At 68.8% G+C, this 21,197-nt stretch carries 22 protein-coding genes; 17 read left to right on the top strand and 5 right to left on the bottom strand.

The window, feature by feature from the left end:
- Window positions 1–72 precede the first annotated feature (72 nt).
- Together LQZ87_RS14070 and LQZ87_RS14065 are read left to right on the top strand one after the other, a co-directional pair.
- Window positions 73–2,391, top strand: coding sequence for a glycosyltransferase family 2 protein (locus LQZ87_RS14070; protein ID WP_230104075.1), 2,319 nt, complete (start codon window positions 73–75; stop codon window positions 2,389–2,391).
- Window positions 2,388–3,995 (top strand): chitinase, encoded by a 1,608-nt coding sequence (locus LQZ87_RS14065; RefSeq protein WP_230104074.1) that lies wholly within the window; start codon window positions 2,388–2,390, stop codon window positions 3,993–3,995. Before LQZ87_RS14070 ends, LQZ87_RS14065 begins: the two co-directional genes overlap by 4 nt.
- Window positions 3,996–4,049: 54 nt before the next feature.
- Here LQZ87_RS14065 and LQZ87_RS14060 read toward each other — a convergent pair whose 3' ends face one another.
- The 5 genes from LQZ87_RS14060 to LQZ87_RS14040 form a co-directional block, all read right to left on the bottom strand.
- A complete protein-coding gene (locus LQZ87_RS14060; protein WP_230104073.1) occupies window positions 4,050–4,919 on the bottom strand; it encodes a response regulator transcription factor in 870 nt (289 codons plus the stop codon).
- A gap of 120 nt (window positions 4,920–5,039) precedes the next feature.
- Entirely contained in the window at window positions 5,040–5,411 is a 372-nt protein-coding gene (locus LQZ87_RS14055; RefSeq protein ID WP_230104072.1) for a flagellar assembly protein FliW, read from the bottom strand.
- On the bottom strand, window positions 5,408–6,289 hold the full coding sequence (flgL, locus tag LQZ87_RS14050; protein ID WP_230104071.1) for a flagellar hook-associated protein FlgL: 882 nt from the start codon (window positions 6,287–6,289) through the stop codon (window positions 5,408–5,410). Before flgL ends, LQZ87_RS14055 begins: the two co-directional genes overlap by 4 nt.
- A 13-nt stretch (window positions 6,290–6,302) precedes the next feature.
- Window positions 6,303–7,712: a flagellar hook-associated protein FlgK gene (flgK, locus tag LQZ87_RS14045; RefSeq protein WP_230104070.1), complete on the bottom strand. Its 1,410-nt coding sequence runs from the start codon at window positions 7,710–7,712 to the stop codon at window positions 6,303–6,305.
- Between the two features lie 28 nt (window positions 7,713–7,740).
- Window positions 7,741–8,223, bottom strand: a complete 483-nt coding sequence (locus LQZ87_RS14040) for a flagellar protein FlgN (RefSeq protein ID WP_230104069.1) — start codon at window positions 8,221–8,223, stop codon at window positions 7,741–7,743.
- A 197-nt stretch (window positions 8,224–8,420) separates the two neighbouring features.
- Here LQZ87_RS14040 and LQZ87_RS14035 point away from each other — a divergent pair, with 197 nt between their 5' ends.
- The 15 genes from LQZ87_RS14035 (at window position 8,421) to LQZ87_RS13965 (ending at window position 21,189) form a co-directional block, all read left to right on the top strand.
- Window positions 8,421–9,233, top strand: coding sequence for a sigma-70 family RNA polymerase sigma factor (locus tag LQZ87_RS14035; protein ID WP_230104068.1), 813 nt, complete (start codon window positions 8,421–8,423; stop codon window positions 9,231–9,233).
- A 72-nt stretch (window positions 9,234–9,305) separates the two neighbouring features.
- Entirely contained in the window at window positions 9,306–10,646 is a 1,341-nt protein-coding gene (locus tag LQZ87_RS14030; protein WP_230104067.1) for an HNH endonuclease signature motif containing protein, read from the top strand.
- 120 nt (window positions 10,647–10,766) lie between these two features.
- On the top strand, window positions 10,767–11,642 hold the full coding sequence (locus tag LQZ87_RS14025) for a flagellin (RefSeq protein WP_290368281.1): 876 nt from the start codon (window positions 10,767–10,769) through the stop codon (window positions 11,640–11,642).
- A 79-nt stretch (window positions 11,643–11,721) separates the two neighbouring features.
- The gene (gene fliD / locus LQZ87_RS14020; protein ID WP_230104066.1) at window positions 11,722–13,083 is read left to right on the top strand and encodes a flagellar filament capping protein FliD; all 1,362 of its coding nucleotides are present in this window, start codon (window positions 11,722–11,724) and stop codon (window positions 13,081–13,083) included.
- Between the two features lie 4 nt (window positions 13,084–13,087).
- The gene (gene fliS / locus LQZ87_RS14015) at window positions 13,088–13,483 is read left to right on the top strand and encodes a flagellar export chaperone FliS (protein ID WP_230104065.1); all 396 of its coding nucleotides are present in this window, start codon (window positions 13,088–13,090) and stop codon (window positions 13,481–13,483) included.
- On the top strand, window positions 13,480–13,746 hold the full coding sequence (locus tag LQZ87_RS14010) for a hypothetical protein (RefSeq protein WP_230104064.1): 267 nt from the start codon (window positions 13,480–13,482) through the stop codon (window positions 13,744–13,746). The genes fliS and LQZ87_RS14010 overlap by 4 nt, the downstream gene beginning before the upstream one ends.
- A 111-nt stretch (window positions 13,747–13,857) precedes the next feature.
- A complete protein-coding gene (locus tag LQZ87_RS14005; RefSeq protein ID WP_230104063.1) occupies window positions 13,858–14,199 on the top strand; it encodes a flagellar basal body protein in 342 nt (113 codons plus the stop codon).
- Window positions 14,196–14,588, top strand: coding sequence for a flagellar basal body rod C-terminal domain-containing protein (locus LQZ87_RS14000; RefSeq protein WP_230104062.1), 393 nt, complete (start codon window positions 14,196–14,198; stop codon window positions 14,586–14,588). Before LQZ87_RS14005 ends, LQZ87_RS14000 begins: the two co-directional genes overlap by 4 nt.
- Complete coding sequence (fliE, locus tag LQZ87_RS13995) at window positions 14,588–14,893, top strand: flagellar hook-basal body complex protein FliE (protein WP_230104061.1); 306 nt, start codon at window positions 14,588–14,590, stop codon at window positions 14,891–14,893. Before LQZ87_RS14000 ends, fliE begins: the two co-directional genes overlap by 1 nt.
- Complete coding sequence (gene fliF / locus LQZ87_RS13990) at window positions 14,893–16,530, top strand: flagellar basal-body MS-ring/collar protein FliF (RefSeq protein ID WP_230104060.1); 1,638 nt, start codon at window positions 14,893–14,895, stop codon at window positions 16,528–16,530. Before fliE ends, fliF begins: the two co-directional genes overlap by 1 nt.
- The gene (gene fliG, locus LQZ87_RS13985; RefSeq protein ID WP_230104059.1) at window positions 16,527–17,531 is read left to right on the top strand and encodes a flagellar motor switch protein FliG; all 1,005 of its coding nucleotides are present in this window, start codon (window positions 16,527–16,529) and stop codon (window positions 17,529–17,531) included. The genes fliF and fliG overlap by 4 nt, the downstream gene beginning before the upstream one ends.
- Complete coding sequence (locus LQZ87_RS13980) at window positions 17,521–18,147, top strand: FliH/SctL family protein (protein ID WP_230104058.1); 627 nt, start codon at window positions 17,521–17,523, stop codon at window positions 18,145–18,147. Before fliG ends, LQZ87_RS13980 begins: the two co-directional genes overlap by 11 nt.
- Window positions 18,144–19,454, top strand: coding sequence for a FliI/YscN family ATPase (locus LQZ87_RS13975; RefSeq protein ID WP_230104057.1), 1,311 nt, complete (start codon window positions 18,144–18,146; stop codon window positions 19,452–19,454). The genes LQZ87_RS13980 and LQZ87_RS13975 overlap by 4 nt, the downstream gene beginning before the upstream one ends.
- A complete protein-coding gene (locus LQZ87_RS13970; RefSeq protein WP_230104056.1) occupies window positions 19,451–19,870 on the top strand; it encodes a hypothetical protein in 420 nt (139 codons plus the stop codon). The genes LQZ87_RS13975 and LQZ87_RS13970 overlap by 4 nt, the downstream gene beginning before the upstream one ends.
- Window positions 19,870–21,189 (top strand): flagellar hook-length control protein FliK, encoded by a 1,320-nt coding sequence (locus LQZ87_RS13965; RefSeq protein WP_230104055.1) that lies wholly within the window; start codon window positions 19,870–19,872, stop codon window positions 21,187–21,189. The genes LQZ87_RS13970 and LQZ87_RS13965 overlap by 1 nt, the downstream gene beginning before the upstream one ends.
- Window positions 21,190–21,197 lie beyond the last annotated feature (8 nt).

Below are 21,197 nucleotides of genomic sequence, written 5' to 3'. Positions count from 1 at the left end.
TACGATCATGAGCGGGAATCTGAGGCCGCGGTGATGGGGCACCGCGGCCTCAGTGGCGCGAGAGGGACATGAATGAGCAGCACGAACGGTCATACGGCCACGCCGCGACGCCGCAGGCAGTGGGGCACGGAGAAGACACATGCTCCGCTTCCCGCCGTACACGCGCGTCCGTCGACGCGCAAGCTCGTCCTGGCGCGAGTGGCGATCTGGCTCACCATCGCGGCGTGGATCCTCTACGTGCTCACCGTTCTGCTCACGCTGTTCCTGGCGGGCGAGTTCGACACCACCTGGCGCATGATCGAGGCGGCGTCCTACATCGTCGTGGTGTCGTTCCTCACCTTCTCCGCCCTGATGTATCTGCTCGCCCGCTACGGGGCGTTCCAGCGGTTCCGCACGCACCGGCGCACGGCACGCGCCGAGCTCGACCGGCACTTCTCGGTCGATCATCGTCCCTTGACCGTGCTCGTCCCCTCCTACGCGGAGGAGCCGGGCGTCATCCGCAAGACGCTGTGGTCGGCCGCGCTGCAGGAGTACCCCGAGATGCGCGTGGTGCTGCTCATCGACGACGACCCGTACCCGAGCAACCCCGAGACGCGCGACAAGCTGAACGCCACACGCGCCGTGACGGCAGAGATCGCCTACGCCCTGCACGAGCCGCGCGAGCGCGCCGTCGACGCGCTCGCCTTCTTCGAGAGCATCCGCGATCTGCCGGGCATCGCCGAGGACGCCCTTCCCGATCTCATCGACCAGCACTGGCTCGCGATCACCTGGCTGCGGGACTTCGCGGATGCCGAACCCCGCGAGGACCACGTCGATGACTTCTTCGTGGACGAGATCCTTCGAGGCCTGGCCGATGATCTGGAATCGACCGCCGTCGCGCTCGAGATGGCCGCGGCCGAAGGCTCGGCGCCGACCCCTGAGCGGGTCCACGAGCTCTACCGCCGCCTGGTGTGGATCTTCTCCGTGGAGATGACCTCGTTCGAGCGCAAGCGCTACGCATCGCTCTCGCACGAGGCGAACAAGGCCATGAACCTGAACGCGTACATCGGTCTGCTGGGAGGCAGGTTCGTCGAGCACGTCACTCCGGACGGCGTGATGCTGCGGCCCGCCCCGGGAGGCGCTGCGGCCGATCTCGAGATCCCATACTCCGACTTCGTGCTCACCCTCGACGCCGACTCCCTGCTGCTGCGCGACTACTGCCTGCGGCTGGTGCACTTCCTCGAGCAGCCCGAGAACGCGAACGTCGCGGTGACGCAGACGCCCTACTCGTCGTTCCGCAATGCCCCGACGCGCATCGAACGCCTCGCGGGGGCGACCACCGATGTGCAGCACATCCTGCATCAGGGCATGACGAAGTACAACGCGACCTTCTGGGTCGGCGCCAACGCCGTGATCCGCATGGAGGCGCTCGACGACATCCTCGAGATCGAGAGCGTCGACGGCATCGAAGTCCGTCGCTACGTGCAGGACCGCACCGTCATCGAGGACACCGAGTCGAGCGTCGACCTCACCCTCTTCGGCTGGAAGCTCGTCAACTATCCGGAGCGCCTCAGCTACAGCGCCACTCCCCCTGACTGGGGCTCGCTGATCGTGCAGCGCCGCCGGTGGGCCAACGGCGGTCTGCTCATCCTGCCCAAGATGTGGCGGCAGATGCGCGACAGCCGGCGGCTGCACAAGCCGCTCGGCACGGCCGAGATCTCCCTGCGGATGAACTACATGGCCTCGATCGCCTGGGCGAGCTTCGGCTTGATCTTCCTGCTCGTCTACCCGTACGACAACAGGCTCGTGAGCCCGTTCATCCTCTTCGGCGCCCTGCCGTACTTCCTGGCCATGTCCAGCGATCTCCACTACAGCGGATACAAGCGCACCGACATCTTCCGGATCTACGGCTTCAACCTCATCCTGCTGCCGGTGAACCTGGCCGGCGTCCTCAAGTCGCTGCAGCAGGGCATGACGGGTCGCAAGATCCCGTTCGCCCGCACACCGAAGGTCAAGGACCGCACGAGCTCGCCGCTGCTGTACATCATCAGCCCGGTCGCGATCATCGCGTACTCGGCGTTCATCGCCTGGCGCAGCTATCAGGACGCGTCGTGGTGGACCCTCGCCTTCTCGGCCTTCAACGCGATCTGCGCTGCGTGGGCGTTCCTCGGGAACATCGGCATCCGCAACGGGCTCGTCGACACCTGGAGAGGGCTGACCGACTGGATGTACGTCGACATCGAGCGTCCGGAGCCGGCGGAGCAGACGGAGGATGCCACGCCCGACTGGCGGGCGATGCTGCACGAGGGGCACCCGGCCCCTGGAACGTCCGCACCGCGAGCGACGATGCCTGAGCGGCCCCTCGTCGAGGAGCAGGCCGATGCGCGCTCCGAGCTGGAGCTGCGCTCGTGAGCGGCGCGGAAGGGCAGGAGGGACTCGAGTTGTCCGAAGATCAGCCGACGCAGGAGCCGCAGGACCAGCCGAGCCGGAAGCGCGCACCCCGTCAGGGACGTCACCCGGGCAAGCGCCTGTCTCCGTGGCGCGTGCTCCTGGGCATCGCCGTCGTGCTCGTCGTCGCGACGGGAGCCGTCGCGGTGCCGTGGTACCTCACGCGGGCCGATCCTGCGATCGCGGAGACGGCGGGCCCGCAGTGGTTCGGCGGCTACTTCGATGTGACGGCGGCGGACGTCTCGATGTCGCCGACCGTCGGCGACGGCAATGACGACACGATCGTGCTCGGGTTCATCGTCGCGTCCAGCGCGACGCGGTGCGCTCCGTCCTGGGGCACCTTCTACAGCCTCTCCGAGGCCGGCGCGAAGCTCGACCTCGATCGCCGGATCGACGGCATGCGGCGCGACGGCGCTCACGTGGCGGTGTCGTTCGGCGGCGCGCTGAATCAGGAGCTCGCCGTCGCCTGCGACACCACCTCGTCGCTGATGCAGGCGTACTCGCGGGTGATCGACCGGTACTCGATCACCACGATCGATCTCGACCTCGAGGGCGAAGGACTCGAGAATGTCGAGGCCGGCGCCCGCCGCGCGGCGGCCATCGCGGCGCTGCAGCGTCAGCGAGAGGCGTCCGACGGCGCTCTCGACGTCTGGGTGACCCTGCCCACCGCGCCGACGGGCCTGACCGCATCCGGTGTCAACGCGGTCCAGCAGCTGCTGGAGGCCGGCGTCGACCTCGCTGGTGTGAACGTCATGACCATGGACTACGGCACTGATCTCGGCGACGCGACCATGGCGGAGACGTCGATGCAGGCGCTGAACGGCGTGCACGACCAGCTGACGACGCTCTACCGCAGCCTGCGGGTGCCGCTGCCGGCGGCCGGCGCCTGGGCCGTTATGGGCGCGACGCCCATGATCGGGCAGAACGACGTCCGCGAGGAGGTGTTCACCCTCGACGACGCCGCAGCATTGAGCGACTTCGCCCAGCAGAAGCAGCTCGCGAGGATGTCGATGTGGTCGATCAACCGCGACCGTACCTGCGGACCCAACTATCCAGACGTGTCGATCGTGTCCGACTCGTGCAGCGGCGTCGAGCAGGCCGGGGAGACCTTCGCCGGCATCCTCTCGACCGGCTACGACGACTCGCCGTCGGATGCTGCAGCCACCCCGGCCGCGACGCCGGTGCCGGACGACCCCGAGACCAGTCCGTACCCGATCTGGTCGGAGGACGCCTCGTACTCGCACGATGTTCGCGTGGTGTGGCACGGCTACGTCTACGCGGCCAAGTGGTGGGTGAGCGGAGGACCCCAGCCGGATGACCCGACGCAGACGGCCGAAACGACCTCATGGGTGCTGGTGGGGCCCGTGCTGCCGGAGGACGAGCCGTACGCTCTGCCGACAGTGCCCGCAGGGACGTACCCGGAGTGGAAGTCCGGTCAGGTCTACCAGAAGGGTGCCAGGGTCGTCGTCGACGACGTGCCGTTCGAGGCCCAGTGGTGGACTCAGGCGGAGGATCCGCTGGAGGGCATCACCGACCACGACCGCTCACCGTGGGAGGTCGTCGACTGACGGGCGCCGCCGCGTCCATCGGACGCGTGGCGCCCGTCGGACGGCGGGCGCCAGTCAGATGATGGCGGGAACCTCGGCGGGCGTGAGCCGATAGCCGACGCCCCGAACCGTCTCGATGTAGCGCGGCTCGACGGTGTTGTCGCCGATCTTGCGACGCAGATTGGTCATGTGCGCCTCGATCGCGCGCTTGTCCGGCTCGCCGACGTAGTACGAGGTCGAACCGAAGGCCTCCCCGCGCAGGACGAGGGCGAGGTCCGCCTTGCTGCGCACGCGGCGCTTCGACTCGAGCAGCGTCGCGAGAAGATCGAACTCGGTCGGCGTGAGCTCGACCTCGCGCTGCGAGACGAGGGCGGTGTGGGTCGCGAGGTTCAGGCTGATGTCGCGGTGCGACTCCCAGCGGTCCAGGCTCTCCGGGTCCACGATCGAGATGGATGACGTGGCGGTGGGGTTGCGCGCCGCGGTGGGCACCGGCCCCGTCGTGGCGGCGTCCGCGGACGGCGGGTCGAGGCGGGGGCGCCGCATCAGCGCCTCGATGCGTGCACGCAGCTCGCGCGGTCGGAACGGCTTGACGACGTAGTCGTCGGCGCCGGAGCTGAGTCCGAGCACGACGTCGGTCTCCTCGGACAGAGCAGAGAGCATCATGACGAATGAGGAGCTCGTCTTGCGGATGCGACGCACGACCTCGATGCCGTCGATGCCGGGAAGGTTGACGTCGACCGTCGTGATCGCCGGCTCGTGCTCCTTCACAGCGGCGATGCCGTCGAGGCCGGAGCCGGTGAGGACGACCTCGAAGCCGGCTGAGCGGAAGACCGCGTCGAGCAGACTGCGCACGTCCGGATCGTCGTCGATCACCACTGCGACTTTTGGCTGGCCCACGACCGTCGGCTCGAGGTCGATCTCCGATTGCACTGCGACACCGCTCATAGCTGTCCCCTCAGACTCATCGGGGAATGACGTCAAGAGCGCCAACTTCCCGATGCTCGGAATTATAGCCATAGGTCGTAACCATCCGACACCATCTACGACTTAAGTCCACATCGAGTCTCAGCTCAAGGCTGCGCGCAGCGGGTAGTCCTGCCCCTCCAGAATCACCTGAGAAGCGACACCGGTGCCGCGGTTCACCACGACCGGAGCGAGGAGATTCACGCTGACGCCATCGGCCGCAGGGTGCGCCACGACGAGCAGCATCGCGTCCTCGGGCGCGGAGAGCGCGAGCTCGTCCGTCTGCTCGTCGGTCAGCATCGGGGCGTAATCGGTCAGCACCGTGCTCGGATCGACGAGGTACAGCCGCAGCTCCGCGTCGTCGACGGCGCGCAGGGTGAACAGTCCATCGGAGCCGTCGACGGGCGTCAGGGCGAAATCCACGTGCGGCGCGAGCCCGGGCGGCGGCGCGACGAAGCTCAGAACGGCGCTCATCGCAGGAAGTCCATGAGCGACGGCTGGAGCACGCGCGCGTTGACGGCGAGAGCGGATCGGTAGACGAGCTCCTGAGCCTGCAGCTTCACCAGCACCTCCACTGAGTCCACATCCTCGACCGCGGCACGGCGCGATTCGAGCGAAACCGAGTTCTGCACAGCCGCCTCCTTGGCGCGTTCGATCTGTGACTGGCGGGTGCCGACCGCGCCCTGGGCACTGAGCATCGCGTCGCGGCGATCATCGATCTCGGCGAGTCGCGGCCCGACGTTCGTCCCGGAGCGCAGATCCGAGATGATGTTGTCGACCAGGGCGAACACCGAGCCCGCCCCCGCGCCGAACACGGCGGCTCCGTCGGTGTCGACCCGAACGGATGCCGTGTCGGAGACGCGACGCATCACCTGTCCGTCCGATGACCCGCTGTGCGCGTACGCGCTGTCGAACGCCGCGGTGTCGGAGGTGCCCGCGAACACCGAGCGGCCGAGGATCCTCGTATTGGCCTGCGCGAGCAGCTCGTCGCGGATGCCCTCGAGCTCGACCGCGATGGCCTCCTTCGCCGTGGCATCCATCGCGCCGTCGTTCGCGCCCTGGATCGTGAGGTCGCGAACTCGGCCGAGGAGCGCCGTGCTGCGAGTGATCGCGGAGTCGGCAGTGGTCACCCACGCGAGCCCGTCGTCGATGTTGCGCGCGTACTGATCGTTGCGACGCTGCTCGGCGTGCAGGTCGAGTGCGGCCGCCGCTGCGGCGGGATCGTCGGATGGCGCGGCGAACGCGCGCTGGGACGTCGCCTGCTCCTGGAGCCTGGCGAGCTCCGAGAGATTGGACTGCAGATGCCGCATGGCCGTCTGCGTCATCGAGGATGCTGTCACACGGGAGATCATGATGGCCCTTCCATCAGCGTCCGACGACGCCGGTGCGGTTGATCAGGACGTCGAGTGCTTCGTCTACGGCGGTCAGTACTCGTGCTGCGGCCTGATAGGCGGTCTGGTAGGTGAGCAGGCTGATCGTCTCCTCGTCGCCGTCGACGGCGGCGACGGACTGCTGCGCCGCGGCCGCAGTGATGGTCGCGGTCTCGGAGACCCTGGCGCGCTGGATGTCGGCGGCGGTGCTCACGCCCAGGCTCGACACCTGCGCCGCCCAGATCGCGTCGGGGCCGCCGGCGCTGAGACCGATCTGCGAGATGTCGTCGGCATTGCTGGAATCCCAGGCACCGGCGCCGGGCTTCGCGAGCGCGAGCTCCGCGCCGGAGGTCACGACGACGCTGAGCCCGAGAGCAGCGGGGCCTGTGGCGGAGATCTCGAAGAAGTCGCCGCCCGGCTGGCCCGAGGAGGTCACCCCAGCGCGGTGCTGCGTGTTGACGGTGCCGGCGAGAGCGGTGGCGACCTCGTTGTATCCGGCGGCGAGCTTCGCCAGCATCCCGCCGTCCTCGGCAGGAGCGAGGACCGACAGGTTGCCGCCGAGTTCGCCGCCGACGATCGACACCGGGATGTCGGACGCCGAAGCCCACGACACTGTCATACGTCCGCCCGCATCGATGGACGTCGGTCCACTCAGGGCCAGATGGCGGGCATCGGAACCGGTGACCAGCGCGTTGCCGTCGATGCGCACTGTGAGCGTGCCGTCGCTTTCGATGCTCGCCTTCCCGCCGGCGAGACGGGCGACGTTCTGCGCGAGCACGCTGCGCTGGTCGATGAGCTCGTTCGCCGAGCGGCCGGAGGCGAGAGCGTCGCGGATCTCGCGGTTCAGATCGGCGATCTGGTCGGCGAGCCCGTTGACCTGGGTCACTGTGCGCTCGGCCGCAGTTCGAGCGTTCGACCATTGGGTGGCGACCGTGCGGTAGCCCCCGGCGATCTGGGCTGCGAGTTCGCCGGCCGATTCCAAGACGACGGATGCTGCCGCTCCCGCGTCAGGGGTGTTGGCTAGGTCCTGCCAGCCCGCCCAAAACTGCGACAGGCGGGCGGCCAGCCCGTCGGCAGTCGGCTCGGCCAGAGCCGCCTCCATCGTGGTGGCGGCCACTGCCCTGGTTGACCAGAAGCCCGAAGACGCCAGGGTGTCGCGCACCCGCGCGTCGAGGAGTGCGTCGCCGAGACGCGCCACTCCGTCGATCGAGACCCCGTGCCCGGGTGCGGCTCCGGTGCTGAAGCGGCCGGTGTGCGCCAGGGCGGCGACCGACGAGGTGACCACGCGTTGACGCGTGTACCCCTCCGTGGTCTGGTTGGCGATGTTCTGGCCGACCACGTCCATTCCACGGCGCGCTGCGGCGAGGCCGCTCGCGGCGGTGGTCAATCCACTGAAAGTCGACATCGTCTCTTCTCTGTCCGATCGCGGTCTGTCAGATCTGGGTGTCGACGATGCGCGCTGAATCGTCTCGTGCACGGACGCCGGCGGTGGTGTACTCCCCCGTGTCCAGGCCGAGGCCGGCGATCGTCTCCTGCGTGGCGCGCATGACGCCGGCCAGTTGGTCGGCGTTCGTGTCGCGGAGTTGCGCGATCTCGGCGGTCAGCTGCGTGAGTGCGTGCATGTGGTCGGTGAACACATCGCGCCAGACGCCCTCCGGTGCGTGCTGAAGGAGCTCGCGCAGCGACGAGTCGTCGGCCGCGCCCCATTCCTCTGCCACCGCCGAGACCTCGACGGAGCGTGCGAGCGCGGTCGCGCGCAGACGCTCGAGTACCTGCTCGATCTCACGTGTAGCAAACTGTATCCAGTGCGATCGCCCTGCGGCGAGCAGAAGCTGCTGTTCGTCGAGTTTGAACAGCAGCATCTCCAGCAGTTCACGCTCTCGCCACAACTGCATCGACAGTTCGTTGGCTCCCATTTTTCCTTCCCCAGTACTCCCCAGCGGTGCGCCGAATTTTTTCGGCTCGTTGTACCTCTATCGGCCACCGTGGCCCTAAGGTTACTACCGGGGTATTTGATGGATAGTTCTCCCCATGGACATATCGCTGTGGTAGTGATATGGACGAGACCGAGTTGCTGACGAGCGTTTCGCTCCCATGAGAGGTGGACACCCCCATGTCGCCGCTTGCCGACCGCAATCGCCTCGTCGAGGAGAACCTCCCCCTCGTCGGATACCTCGCAGCAGAGACGCACGCGCGCGCGACGCACATCCCGCGTGAAGAGCTCGCCGCTGTCGGAGCCCTGGCTCTCGTCACCGCGGCCGATGCGTTCGACGCCTCGCTGGGCGTCCCCTTCGGCGCGTATGCGCGCCGTCGCATCCTCGGCGCCTTCGCCGATGAGATGCGCGCCATGGACTGGGCCTCACGCGGCATCCGCAAGCGCATCAAGGAGACGACGGCGGTTCGCGACACTCTGACGGCGGGCCTTGGTCGCACGGCGACGGTCGCAGAGATCGCGACGGCGATGGCGGTTCCGACGGACGTCGTCTCCGAAGCACTGGCCGACGCTTCACGCAGCGTGGTCACGCTCGAAGACCCGTCTGCGCACGCTCTTGCCTCCGACATCCCCCTCCCCGACGAGTCCGCCATGGTGAGCGAACGGCGCGAGGTGCTCGAGCACGCGGTCGCCGCGCTCCCCGAGCGCATGCGCTTCATCGTGCAGGCGGTGTACTTCGACGAGCGCCCGGTGAAGGAGATCGCCGAAGAGCTGGGAGTCTCGCACTCCGCCGTGTCGCAGCAGCGTTCCGAGGCGATGCGCCTGCTGCGTGACGCTCTCGAGCAGTACTTCGCCGACGGAGAGGCGCCGACACCCGTCGCCCGGGTATCGGTCGCCGTCCGGGACGCGTTCTTCGCGCGGATCGCCGAGACCGGCAGCGCCCGCCTGGGGAACGTGTTCCGCGGTGCGCCGGCCGCGTCGGCCATCGCCTGAAAATCCCGGTCAGAGCAAGATTTCTTTGCTTGAACCCTTCCGTTTTTCGAACCTTTGTACTACCATGGATGCATGGAGCAGTACTTCGACGATGTGGACGATCGGCCTCGTGACGCCGCGTTCGCCGTCGAGTCTGCGTTGGCCGATCTGCAGTGCGCCGACATCGATTTGAACCGGTACGCGGCTCGTCGTGCGGGGCAGATCGCGGATGCTGTGGCCCTCGCTCGCCGGAACCCCGAGGTATACGTGCTCGAGTGCGGCCCGGATGCTGCCGATGAGGCCGAGCGGGCGCTGATCTTCGACATCTCGCTGCGGCTGAAGCGGTCTGAGGACGACGTGAGGGCCGAGCTTTCTGTGGTGCAGACGGCTATGCGCCAGTTGCCGAACCTGTGGCACCACGCCCGGGATGGATTCGTGTCGATGCACCTCGTGTCGCGTGCGGTGTGGGCGCTGCGTCGGCTGCGGGCGCCTGTGAACGCCACGCCGGAGCAGCGGGATGCCGCGCGTGCGGCTGCCCACCGGATCGATGAGGAGACGTCGGAGTGGGCGTTCACGTGTTCGCCGGCGAACTTCCTGCGCCGGCTGCGTAGACTGGCCGATCGGCTCGACCAGGAGCCCCGCGAGGTGCGTCATGCCCGCGCGGTGGCGGACCGTCGCGTGGGGTTCGAGCATCTGGATGACGGGGTGAGCTGGATAGGCGCGCTTGTTCCGACGCCCGAGGCTGTGGAGATCCAACAGCGTGTGACCGCGAGCGCGACGCAGGTCAAGAAGAACGACCCGAACGAGGCGCGCACGCTCGCGCAGATCCGCGCCGACTTGTTCTCGGACTGGCTGCGCGGCGTCGGCGCCGACCGGGCCTCGAAGACGAAGATCTTCGTCACGGTCCCCGTTCAGCTCCTCGACGGCGCAGCCGCGGATGGCATCGCTGATCTGCCGGTGCCGGAGGCGGAGATCGTCGGTCAGGGTCCGATCGATCCGCTCACCGCGAAGCAGCTGTTCCTCGACACCGGGGTCTTCCGCCGCGTTGTCGTCGACCCGATCCGCAGCGTGGTCGTCGACATGGACCGCCGCAGCCGCCGCGCCACGCCGGCTCAGCGTGATTGGTTGGTTCTGCAGCACGGCACGTGCGCGGTCGACGGGTGCACACGGCTCGCCCTCGACACCGACATCGACCACGAAGTCCCCTGGGCGCAGGGCGGAAAGACCGACCTCGCCGGGCTCCGCCCACTCTGCCCTCGACATCACCGCTTGCGACATCGACCACGCGCCGTCTTCCGATCTCGACCAGACGGATCCGTCGAGGTCACCACGCCGACGGGGTTCCGCAGTTCGGCTGCGCCGCCCGAATCCAGGATCGGAGTGAGTCTCGTGGCCGACCTCGCGGATGCCGATCCGGTCGCACCCCCGTTCTGACGGACGCGCGCCTCTGTCTAGCGTCCGGCTCTGTCTAACGCCAGGGAAGGTTCCGCCGATAGGTCTGTACGGAGCCCACGGATGGGCTTCAGTACGAACCCAATCACGGAGGAACACACCATGGGTATGCAGATCAACACCAACGTGTCGGCGCTCAACGCCTACCGCAACCTGTCCAGCACGCAGAACGACGTGTCGAAGTCGCTGGAGAAGCTCTCCAGCGGCCTGCGCATCAACCGCGCTGCGGACGACGCCGCCGGCCTGGCGATCTCCGAGGGTCTGCGTTCGCAGGTCAACGGTCTGAACGTCGCGGCTCGCAACGCTCAGGACGGCATCTCGGTCATCCAGACCGCTGAAGGCGCCCTGACCGAGGTCCACTCCATCCTGCAGCGCGTGCGCGACCTCGCGGTGCAGGCCGGCAACGACTCGAACAACGTCGACTCGCGCAATGCGATCAAGACCGAGATCGACTCGCTCGCGAGCGAGCTCACGCGCGTCACAGCTTCGACGAACTTCAACGGGATCAACCTGCTTGACGGCTCCGCAGGTGCCGATGCCGACGGCGTGCTGACCTTCCAGGTCGGTGCTGGCGGCACGGCAAACGACCAGATCTCGGTGACACTTGCGAACCTGTCCGACATGAAGGACAGCACCGGCGCAGCCACCGGCGTTGCGCTAGGCGCCACGATCGCAGCTCTCACGGTGGACGACGCGACAAACGCACAGGCCGCGATTACCGCGATCGACACACAGATCAAGAACGTCTCGGAGGCGCGTGCCAGCCTCGGTGCGTCGCAGAACCGCTTCGAGTCGACGATCAACTCGCTCAACGTCTCGTCGGAGAACCTGGCTGCTGCCGAGAGCCGCATCCGCGACACCGACATGGCGGCCGAGATGGTCAAGTACACCGCTGCGAACATCCTGTCGCAGGCCGGTACGGCGATGCTCGCTCAGGCAAACCAGAGCACGCAGGGCGTTCTTCAGCTCCTGCGTTGATTCGCTCGCTGGTTCCGGGTGGACGGGAGACCCTCGCCCACCCGGAACCAGCCCACGCCACTGATTCGGAAGGGCACCCATGGGTATCGCGCTCGACGGCCTCGTCTCCGGCCTCAAGACCTCAGAGCTCATCGACGCGCTTATGGACGTGCAGGCCATTCCGCGCAACCTGATGAGCGCGAAGTCCGATGACAAGAAGTTCATCATCACCCAGCTGCAGACGCTCAACACCTCTCTGCAGGACCTCGCGGCCAAGGCGAAGAAGGCCGCCTCCGGCGAGAGCATCGCTCAGCTCTCCGCGGCCTCGTCCTCCGAAGCGGTGAAGGTCGCCCTCCGATCCGGAGCATCCGCCGTCACGGCCGACATCGTCGTCGACCGGCTTGCCCAGAAGCACACCGTCGTCACGGCGGCATCCACCCAGTGGCCGGACTCGCCCCCCACCCTCACCCTTGAGAACGCCGCCGGCGAGCGCGTCGAGGTCACGGCCGACTCCTCCTCGATGGCCGACATCGCCCGCGCCATCAACAAGGCCGGGGCCGGCATCTCGGCGACCGTCGTCTCGGCCGGCACGGATGCCGACGGCAACCCCCTCCAGCGCCTTCAGCTCATCGCGACGGAGTCCGGCGCCGATGGCAGCTTCCGCGTCCTCCGTGCGAACGGAGACGACGTCGCCACCGCCCCCGGCGCAGCCGTGGTCGCCACCGGCTCCGACGCGCAGGTGCGGCTGTGGGCCGGCACCGCGGCCGAGCAGGTGATCACATCATCGAAGAACACCTTCACCGATCTGTTCACCGGAGTGGACGTCACCGTCAGCGCAGTCTCGACGGAACCGGTCACCGTGTCCGCTGCCGCTGACGATGCCGCGAGCACGAAGGCCGCCGCCGAGTTCATCAAGCAGGTCGCTTCCCTCCTGACCCGCATCGACAATGGCTCCAAGGCCACGGTCGGCGCGACCGCGGGCGAGACGACGACCCTCGGCGTGTTCACGGGCGACAGCACGATCCGCGCGCTTCGGCAGTCCCTGGCGGACGCGATCCAGCATCCGATCGACGGCACCTCCCCCTCGAGCATCGGCATCTCCATCGACCGCTACGGGGTTCTGACCATCGACGAGACGAAGTTCGCGGCCGCGCTGGCCGACGACCCGACTGCCGTCACCACTATGTTCACCGGCATCGCCGAGCGCGTGCAGCAGACCACCGAGACGTACTCCGACAAGTACGACGGCCTTCTCACCGCGCGGATCACCGGCCAGCAGAGCGAAGTCGACAGCCTGGGCAAGCAGCTCGAGCGCTGGGACCTCCGGCTCGAACAGCGCCGCGCGACGCTGGAGCGCACCTACGCGCGCATGGAGACGATGCTCTCGCAGATGCAGTCCCAGTCCTCCTACCTCACCTCGCAGCTGTCGAGTCTGCCGAGCTACGACACCGGATCGAAGTGATCTCATGAACGCCACAGCCGTACTTCGTGCCCAACAGCGCTACCGTGACGACGCCGTCCTCTCCGCCACCCCCGAGCGTCTCGTCACCATGCTCTACGACCGGCTTCTGCTCGACATCGAACGCGGCGAGAGCGCCCAGCGCGCCGGCGACTGGACCGAGGCGAACACCCAGCTGCAGCACGCCCAGGCCATCGTCGCGGAACTGACCTCGTCGCTGTCGAACGACTGGACCGGCAGCACCGGCCTCCGCGCGCTCTACACGTTCCTGACACAGACCCTCATCGGCGCGAACATCGGCCGCGACCCCGAGCGCACGCGGTCCTGCCACGAGCTGGTCGTCCCGCTGCGTGAGGCCTGGCACGCCGCCGCGGCGGCCGTCACCGAGGCACGAGCATCATGAGCGACGCCTGGGTGGCACTGCTGGATCGCTTCGAGGCCGATCTCGACGAGGCGACGGCCGTGCTCGCTCCGTGGACCCCGCCGACCACGCCGATCCCCGCGCATCTCCACGACCGCGCCCATACGGTGCTGCGCCGGCAGCAGGAGCGGATCGCCCTCATGGGGCAGGTGCTCGATGACGTGCGGCACCAGCTCGAAGTCCTGCGAATGGTTCCCGCCGACGGCCGGTGGGATGCCCCTGCCTACCTCGACGTCAACGGCTGAGATACCCGCCTAACGAATTCCTTCCCACCGCCGATAGAGCACTCCGAGCAGGGAACGCTCGCTGACTCGGCCATGGATCGGCCGCACCACCCACCGACGGGAAACGGGTTCGTGTTCGATTCAGTGACCATCTCCGCGCTCTCCAGTGCGCTCGACGGCCTCGCACTGCGCCAGCGTGCCATCGCCGACAACATCGCCAACGTCAACACCCCGAACTACCACGCCAAGCGCGTGCAGTTCGAGGAGGCACTCGTGGATGCCGTCGCGGCCGGCACCGGCCGTGCGACCGCCACGGTCGAGGACTCCCTCGAGCCGACCCGCCTGGACGGCAACAACGTCAACCTCGACACCGAGACGCTCTCCAGCATCGACACGATGCTGCGCTACCAGTTCGCGACGCAGGCGATCAACGGATCGTTCTCCTCGATGCGCACGGCGATGAGGACCTCATGACCTTCGACGCCATCGGCATCGCCGGCACCGGACTGACCCTGCACCGCAAGTGGCTCGATGCCGTGAGCGACAACATCGCCAACATCAACACGGTCACCGCGACGAACGGCGACGCCTTCCGCCAGCGGTACGTACTCGCGCAGACCAGCCCCGACTCCCCCGGCGCCTACGTCGCCGGCACCGCGCTGGGCAGCGCTGAGGGACGCCTCGTGCACCAGCCCGACCATCCGCTCGCCGACGAGGACGGCTACGTCCGCCTGCCCGACATCGACCTCGGCGACCAGATGAGCCAGCTCATCCTCGCCCAGCGCGGGTACCAGGCCAGCGCGGCGATCGTCGACCGTGCGCGCAACACCTACGAAGCCGCCCTGCAGATCGGACGAAGCTGATGGCCGCCGTCTCCGGCATCGAGGGCATCTCCTCGGCTCTCACCGCCCCCTCCTCCCCGCTCGCGAACACCGCTCCGACCGGAGATTCGGCGTTCGCGACGAGCCTCACCGGCGCGATCGACGAGCTGCACGCCCTGCAGTCCGAGTCGAACACGCTCAAGGTCGCCGCCGTCACGGGCGATCTCGATGACATCCACTCGGCCATGATCGCGTCCTCGCGTGCGTCGGTCACCCTCGAGCTCGTCGCCGCCGTCCGTAACAAGGGAGTCGACGCGTTCAACGAGATCATGAGGATGCAGGCCTGATGCCCCAGGCAGTCCAGAACGTGTTCCAGCGGATCGGCCGCGTGATCGCCGGGTTCACCGTCGCTCAGCGCACGATCGCCATCATCGGCGTCGCCGTGCTCGCGCTCGGGATCATCGCTCTGTCCAGCTGGCTCTCCCGCCCGACGTTCACACCCCTGTTCTCCGGCCTCAGCCCCTCGGACGCCAACGCCGTCGTCGAGCAGCTGCGCTCGGCATCCGTGCCGTACGAGCTGAGTGCCGGCGGCACGACCGTGCTCGTCCCGGAGAAAGACGTGTACGACCAGCGACTGACCGCCGCTGCGGCAGGTCTTCCCACCTCGAGCTCCGGCGGTTACTCGCTGCTCGACGACATGGGCGTGACGACCTCGGAGTTCCAGCAGTCGGTCACGTACAAGCGCGCGATCGAGGGCGAGCTGGCAGCGACCATCTCGGCGCTCGACGGCGTCTCGGCCGCATCGGTGCAGCTCGCGATCCCCGAGGAGAGCGTGTTCGTCTCGGAGACCGTCGACCCGACGGCATCCGTCTTCATCGAAACAGGCAACGGGTCGACGCTCTCTCAGAAGCAGGTCGAGGCGATCGTCCACCTGACCTCCGCGGCGGTCAGCGGCATGAAGCCCGAGAACGTGGCCGTCGTCGACCAGACGGGGCACACGCTCTCCGCCGCCGGTGTCGGCGCGACCGGTGGCGTCGATCAGCAGGCCGGCGATTACGAGGCGCGCGTCGAGGCATCCGTGCAGCAGATGCTCGACACGGTCGTCGGCGCCGGCAACGCGACCGTCACCGTATCGGCGGTCATCGACCGCTCGCAGAACGAGCGTCTCGACGAGACCTACACCCCGGCTGAGGGCACCCCTCCGCTGACCGAGGAGATCCGCAGCGAGACGCAGAACGGCAGCTCGACGGGCGCCGGCGTGCTCGGCCCCGACAACATCGCCGTCCCCTCAGAGGGCGGCGACGGCACATCGGAGTCCACGGCCGAGACCCGCACCAACGCCATCAACAAGACCACGCAGTCGACGACGACACCGGCGGGAAGCCTCACACGTCAGTCCGTCTCGGTCGCGATCGACCAGGCCACCGCCGGCGACGCCAACATCGCGAAGCTGAACGATCTGGTCGCAGCCGCAGCCGGAATCGACACGGATCGCGGCGACACGCTCAGCGTCGAGATGGTGGCGTTCAGCCAGACCAGCGCCGAGGCTGCGCAGTCGGCGCTTCAGGCTGCCAAGGAAGCAGAGCAGGCCGCGCAGCAGGCCGCACTGCTGAACACCGTGATCGTCGCGGCGGCGATCGGCCTGCCGCTGCTGGCCGCCGTGATCGCCCTGATCGTGCGTGCACGACGGAAGTCGGGGGCCGCCGCTGAGATGGACGCCATGTTCGGCGATCGCCCCGAGGCACTCGGCACGCTCGGTTCGAACCTGCTCACGGCGCCCACCGCGCTGCTCGATTCGCCGACCGTGCCGCTCGCGATCACGGAGCCGGACCCGCATCCGGTGGCGGAGCTCGAGATCGAGAGCGAGCCGGCACAGGTGACCCTCGAGCGGCGCCGCATCGAGCTTGACGCGCTGACGCGGCAGGACCCCAAGCGTACGGCCGAGCTGCTGCGCACCCTCATCGACGACAGGCAGCCGGCGTGAGTGCGCTGAGCGACCGCCAGACGGCGGCAGTCGTGCTCATGAACCTCGATCGGGCGCATGCCATCGAGGTGATGAAGCATCTCTCCGAGGCCGAGGCCGAAGCCGTGGCATCCGAGATCATCGGCCTGCAGAATCTCGACACCGAGACGACCGCGCACGCCCTCAACCGTTTCCACCGGATCGCGTCCGGCCACCTGCCGCCCGCCCGCGGCGGCCGCGACATCGCCGCCGGCCTCCTGGAGGCTTCGTTCGGCGCGGAGCGCGCAGCGGCCGTACTCGGTCGCGTGACCTCCACCACGGCGAACTCGTCGTTCGACTTCCTCGGCGCGGCCGACCCTGCTCAGCTCGCCACCCTCCTGGACGGCGAGCTGCCGCAGACCGTCGCCCTCGTTCTCGCGCACGTCACGACCGAACAGGCGGCAGCCGTGCTGGCCGCGCTCCCCGACCCGGCACGCACCGACGTCGCCCACGCGATCGCGACGATGGGCACGGCGACGCAGGAGGCGATCACGATCGTCGCCGACGCGCTGAAGGCGCGCACCGGCACGTTCGCATCGCGGGAAGCGCCGGATACCCTGGGCGGCGTCGAGCCGCTGGTGGAGATCATCAACCGGTCCGATGCCACGATCGAGAAGGCGTTGCTGGCCAGCATCGAGACCCGCGACAGCGCACTGGCGGAGGACATCAGGTCGCGGATGTTCACGTTCGCCGACATCGTCAAGCTCGAGGACCGCGACGCGCAGAGCGTTCTGCGCGGCATCAACCTGCGCTCGCTCGCGCTCGCCCTCAAGGGCGCCAACCAGGGCATCGCCGACGTCATCCGCCGCAACGTCTCGGAGCGCAACCGCGAGAACCTCGACGAGGAGTCGCGCGCGCTCGGCCCGGTGCGCGTCTCGCAGGTCGAGGAGGCGCGTGCGGAGATCGTCCGCACGATCCGCGCGCTCGAGGCGTCCGGCGACATCACGGTGCAGCGCACCGACGAGGACGAGTATGTCTACTGAGGCGTTCTCCCCTGCGGTCTTCCCCCGCCTGCACGGCGGAGGTCTGGCTGCCGAGCGCGAGCAGGCTCGCGTGCGCGGATACGCCGATGGTCATGCGGCGGGGTTCCGTGCCGGGAACGCCGCCGCAGAGGCTGCGCTCGCGACCGCTGCGGCAGAACGGCTGGCGCAGGACGTCGAGGCGGCACAGGCCGCGGCCGACGCCGCCGCCGCCCTGCACGCGGCCGCGCGTTCCCTCGCAGAACGCGAGAGGTCGCTGGTCGCCGCGACGCAGTCGCAGGTTCTCAGCCGCGCCGTCGAGCTCGCCGAGCTGATCGTGGCGGGCGAGCTGACGGATGCCGATGACTCGGCCACCGCCGCCGTGCGACGCGCACTGGCCGCGGTCGACAGCGCCCAGGTGCGCGAGCTGCGGCTGCACCCCGAAGACATCCGCACGCTGCAGCGGCTCGGCACACAGCCGGACGGCTTCGCTCTGACCGCCGATGAGACGCTCGACCGAGGGGACGCCTTCGCCGCACTCGACCACGGATTCGTCGACGCCCGAATCGGTTCCGCACTGGAGCGCGCACGCGCAGCAGCTGCCGCAGCTGCCGCTACTACGGCGGAGCGCGACGCATGAGCGCCTGGGACGCTGTGCGAACGGCGGTGCTGCCGGAGCGGATCGGCGAGGTCTCGCAGATCCGCGGGCTCAGCGTCCACGTGCGAGGGCTGGAGTGCGCGATCGGCGACGTCGTGTCGATCGGTCAGGACATGACCGGTCAAAGCGTGGACGCCGAGGTCGTCGCGACCGGTGAGGACGGCATCCGATGCATGCCGCTCGGGCCAGTGGCGGGCCTCACGGTCGGAACGACGGTGCGCTCCAGCGGCGGCGCTGTGCGCGTGCCGACAGGGCCTGCTCTCCTCGGCCGCGTGCTCGACGGGCTGGGCCGGCCGATCGACGGCAAGGGCCCGATCGCCGGCCCGCAGGTCGCCCTCGACCACGACCCGCCTTCGATCATGGGGCGCGACCGGATCTCCGCTCCGCTGCCGCTCGGCGTGCGAGCGCTCGACACCATGACGAGCGTAGGCCGCGGCCAGCGCGTCGGGTTGTTCGCCGGATCCGGCGTCGGGAAGTCGTCGCTGCTGTCGATGATCGCGCGCGGCACCGAAGCCGAAGTGACCGTGATCGCCCTGGTCGGCGAGCGCGGACGCGAGGTGCGCGAGTTCATCGAAGACGATCTGGGGCCCGAGGGTCTCGCACGTTCGGTGGTCATCGTCTCGACGTCCGACCAGCCGGCGATGGCGCGCATCCGCGCTGCCTTCACGGCGACCCGCATCGCGGAGGCGTTCCGCGACGAGGGCGCCCACGCGATCCTCATGATGGATTCCCTCACCCGTGTCGCGATGGCGCAGCGCGAGATCGGCCTCTCCGCCGGCGAGCCTCCTGCCACCCGCGGGTATCCGCCGTCGACGTTCTCCCTGCTCGCCGGGCTCCTCGAACGTGCGGGCACCGATCGCGGCGGGTCCGTCACCGGCATATACACCGTGCTCGTCGACGGCGACGACCACAACGAGCCGATCGCTGACGCCGTCCGCTCGATCCTGGACGGGCACGTGGTGCTCGACCGCGCACTCGCGCTGTCAGGGCATCATCCGGCGATCGACGTGCTGGGGTCGATCTCCCGCGTCGCGGGCAAGATCACCTCAGCCGAGCAGCGGGCCGCGGCATCCACGCTGCGCGCTGTTCTCGCCGCCCGCCGCCGCGCGAACGACCTGATCGACATCGGCGCGTATCAGTCGGGAGCCGACGCCCGCATCGACGCGGCGATCGCGAACGAGCGGTCGATCTCGGCGTTCCTCACGCAGCCGCTCGACGAGACCAGTCACAGCGAGGAGTCGTGGCGACGTCTCGGCGACCTGGTCGCGGCGTTCGGAGATGTCGCATGAGCCGCCAGTTCTCACTCGCAGGGCTGCTGCGCGTGCGGGGCATCCAGGAACGCCAGGCCGCGCAGCAGCTCTCTCGCGCGGTGCTCGACGCCCAGCACACCCAGGCCAGGGAGCGGAACCTGCGTGCGGCCCTCGGCGGTGAGGGGACGGATGCCGTCGACGTGCGCTCACTCGCGGCCCTCGCCGCCGCTCGGAGCGCGAGCCGCAGCATGCTCGCCGAGATCACCTCGCTCGCAGCCGTGCAGCAGAAGTCCGTCGACGAGGCGCGCATCCAGCACGCCGAGGCGCGGCGAGCCCAGCGCGGCCTCGATCGGCTCTCGGACGCCCATGCCCTGCGCGTGCAGGCCGAGGATCTGCGCGCCGAGCAGGCCGAACTCGACGAGATCGCATCGCGGACGAAGCCGGAGGACGCGTGATGAGCCTGATCAGCGTGCTGGCAGGGCCGGTCGCGAAGACCACGCGCAGCGCCGAACCGGCGGCCGCCGCCGCCGACGGCGAGAAGGCACTGGCGTTCGCGGATGCCGTGGACGACGCGCGGGCCGCTCTGACTGATTCCGCGACCTCGGATGCCGTGACCTCGGATGCAGTGACGCCGGATGCCGCGACGCCGGATGCGGCGACGCCGGTGACGCCTGCTCTCATCGCGACCGCTCCGGGCGCTGAGCCGGGGGAAGCGGCTTCCTCGAAAGGCTTCGGTTCGCTGACGCTCGCTCAGCCCGTTTCGTCTCCGACTGCTTCGCAGCCTCCGCTCAACGACCCGCAGGCGGGCGCCGAAGCATCCGAGGAAGCGCCGACCCTTCGACAGGCTCAGGGATCGGCGGCGCCTCAGGGGACGCTCGCAGGAGCATCCACGACGCAGCCTAAACAGCGGGTCGTTGAGCGAGCCGAAGGCGAGACGAAACGCGTTGAGCGAGCGTCAGCGAGTCGAAACGAGACCTCGGAATCGGCTCCAGACGGGAGGCCTCGACTCGCGCCGCTCGCTCAGCCCGTTTCGTCTGCGTCGGCTCCGCCGCCTCCGCTCAACGACCCGCAGCCCACGTCGGGGACGCTGAGCGAGCAGGCATCCCAACTCGGGACGTTGAGCGAGCGCAGCGAGACGAACCGTGTCGAGCGAGCGTCAGCGACTCGAAACGACACCCCGACCCCGGTCGAACTGCCGCAGAGCCCTCGACCTGCTCAGGCATCGGCAGCGCCGACAGCAGCATCGGCGATGCCGGCGGCGATGGTCCGCCCTGCCCTCCTTCCCCAGGTGTCAGCCCCGGTGCTCGCTCTGACGCAGGCGGCCGACGGCGATCACCAGCTCACGCTGACCATCTCCCCCGAGAGCTTGGGCCCTGTGACCGTGCGAGCGCACATCTCCGGCGGCACCATGCGCATCGAACTCGCCGCGCCCACCGACCTCGGCCGAGACGCGCTGCGGATGATCCTCGCCGATCTCCGCCGCGACCTCGCCGCCGCGGCACCGCACGCCACGCTCGCGATCTCGGCCCAGGACGGCGCCCACTCCGGATCGAGCCAGTCGGGCTCGGGTCATTCCGGCGCCGGCCAGCCGAGCGCGGCGTTCACGGCTGCGAACGGCCACGGCTCGTCGCAGAGCTCCGGGTCTCAATCCGGACCCCAGAACGGCGGTTCGCCGGCCGATCGAGGGCAGACGCGCGCATCCCCGCCGGATACGCCCCAGTCCACTCCCACCCCGCTCACGACGCCGCACGGCGGCATCGACGTCTACGCCTGATCGAGAAG

It is taken from the genome of Microbacterium sp. Bi121, assembly GCF_918698005.1.
Taxonomy (GTDB): domain Bacteria; phylum Actinomycetota; class Actinomycetes; order Actinomycetales; family Microbacteriaceae; genus Microbacterium.
The sequence above is the reverse complement of the archived record's forward strand: the minus strand, read 5'-3'. Positions and strand labels throughout refer to the sequence as shown.

Excerpts from the sequence above, each read along its gene's own strand:
- LQZ87_RS14070 (WP_230104075.1), top strand. The coding sequence starts at position 73 with ATGAGCAGCACGAACGGTCATACGGCCACGCCGCGACGCCGCAGGCAG.
- LQZ87_RS14060 (WP_230104073.1), bottom strand. The coding sequence starts at position 4,919 with ATGAGCGGTGTCGCAGTGCAATCGGAGATCGACCTCGAGCCGACGGTC.
- LQZ87_RS14055 (WP_230104072.1), bottom strand. The coding sequence starts at position 5,411 with ATGAGCGCCGTTCTGAGCTTCGTCGCGCCGCCGCCCGGGCTCGCGCCG.
- flgL (WP_230104071.1), bottom strand. The coding sequence starts at position 6,289 with ATGATCTCCCGTGTGACAGCATCCTCGATGACGCAGACGGCCATGCGG.
- flgK (WP_230104070.1), bottom strand. The coding sequence starts at position 7,712 with ATGTCGACTTTCAGTGGATTGACCACCGCCGCGAGCGGCCTCGCCGCA.
- LQZ87_RS14040 (WP_230104069.1), bottom strand. The coding sequence starts at position 8,223 with ATGGGAGCCAACGAACTGTCGATGCAGTTGTGGCGAGAGCGTGAACTG.
- LQZ87_RS14035 (WP_230104068.1), top strand. The coding sequence starts at position 8,421 with ATGTCGCCGCTTGCCGACCGCAATCGCCTCGTCGAGGAGAACCTCCCC.
- LQZ87_RS14030 (WP_230104067.1), top strand. The coding sequence starts at position 9,306 with ATGGAGCAGTACTTCGACGATGTGGACGATCGGCCTCGTGACGCCGCG.
- LQZ87_RS14025 (WP_290368281.1), top strand. The coding sequence starts at position 10,767 with ATGGGTATGCAGATCAACACCAACGTGTCGGCGCTCAACGCCTACCGC.
- fliD (WP_230104066.1), top strand. The coding sequence starts at position 11,722 with ATGGGTATCGCGCTCGACGGCCTCGTCTCCGGCCTCAAGACCTCAGAG.
- fliS (WP_230104065.1), top strand. The coding sequence starts at position 13,088 with ATGAACGCCACAGCCGTACTTCGTGCCCAACAGCGCTACCGTGACGAC.
- LQZ87_RS14010 (WP_230104064.1), top strand. The coding sequence starts at position 13,480 with ATGAGCGACGCCTGGGTGGCACTGCTGGATCGCTTCGAGGCCGATCTC.
- LQZ87_RS14000 (WP_230104062.1), top strand. The coding sequence starts at position 14,196 with ATGACCTTCGACGCCATCGGCATCGCCGGCACCGGACTGACCCTGCAC.
- fliE (WP_230104061.1), top strand. The coding sequence starts at position 14,588 with ATGGCCGCCGTCTCCGGCATCGAGGGCATCTCCTCGGCTCTCACCGCC.
- fliF (WP_230104060.1), top strand. The coding sequence starts at position 14,893 with ATGCCCCAGGCAGTCCAGAACGTGTTCCAGCGGATCGGCCGCGTGATC.
- LQZ87_RS13980 (WP_230104058.1), top strand. The coding sequence starts at position 17,521 with ATGTCTACTGAGGCGTTCTCCCCTGCGGTCTTCCCCCGCCTGCACGGC.
- LQZ87_RS13975 (WP_230104057.1), top strand. The coding sequence starts at position 18,144 with ATGAGCGCCTGGGACGCTGTGCGAACGGCGGTGCTGCCGGAGCGGATC.
- LQZ87_RS13970 (WP_230104056.1), top strand. The coding sequence starts at position 19,451 with ATGAGCCGCCAGTTCTCACTCGCAGGGCTGCTGCGCGTGCGGGGCATC.
- LQZ87_RS13965 (WP_230104055.1), top strand. The coding sequence starts at position 19,870 with ATGAGCCTGATCAGCGTGCTGGCAGGGCCGGTCGCGAAGACCACGCGC.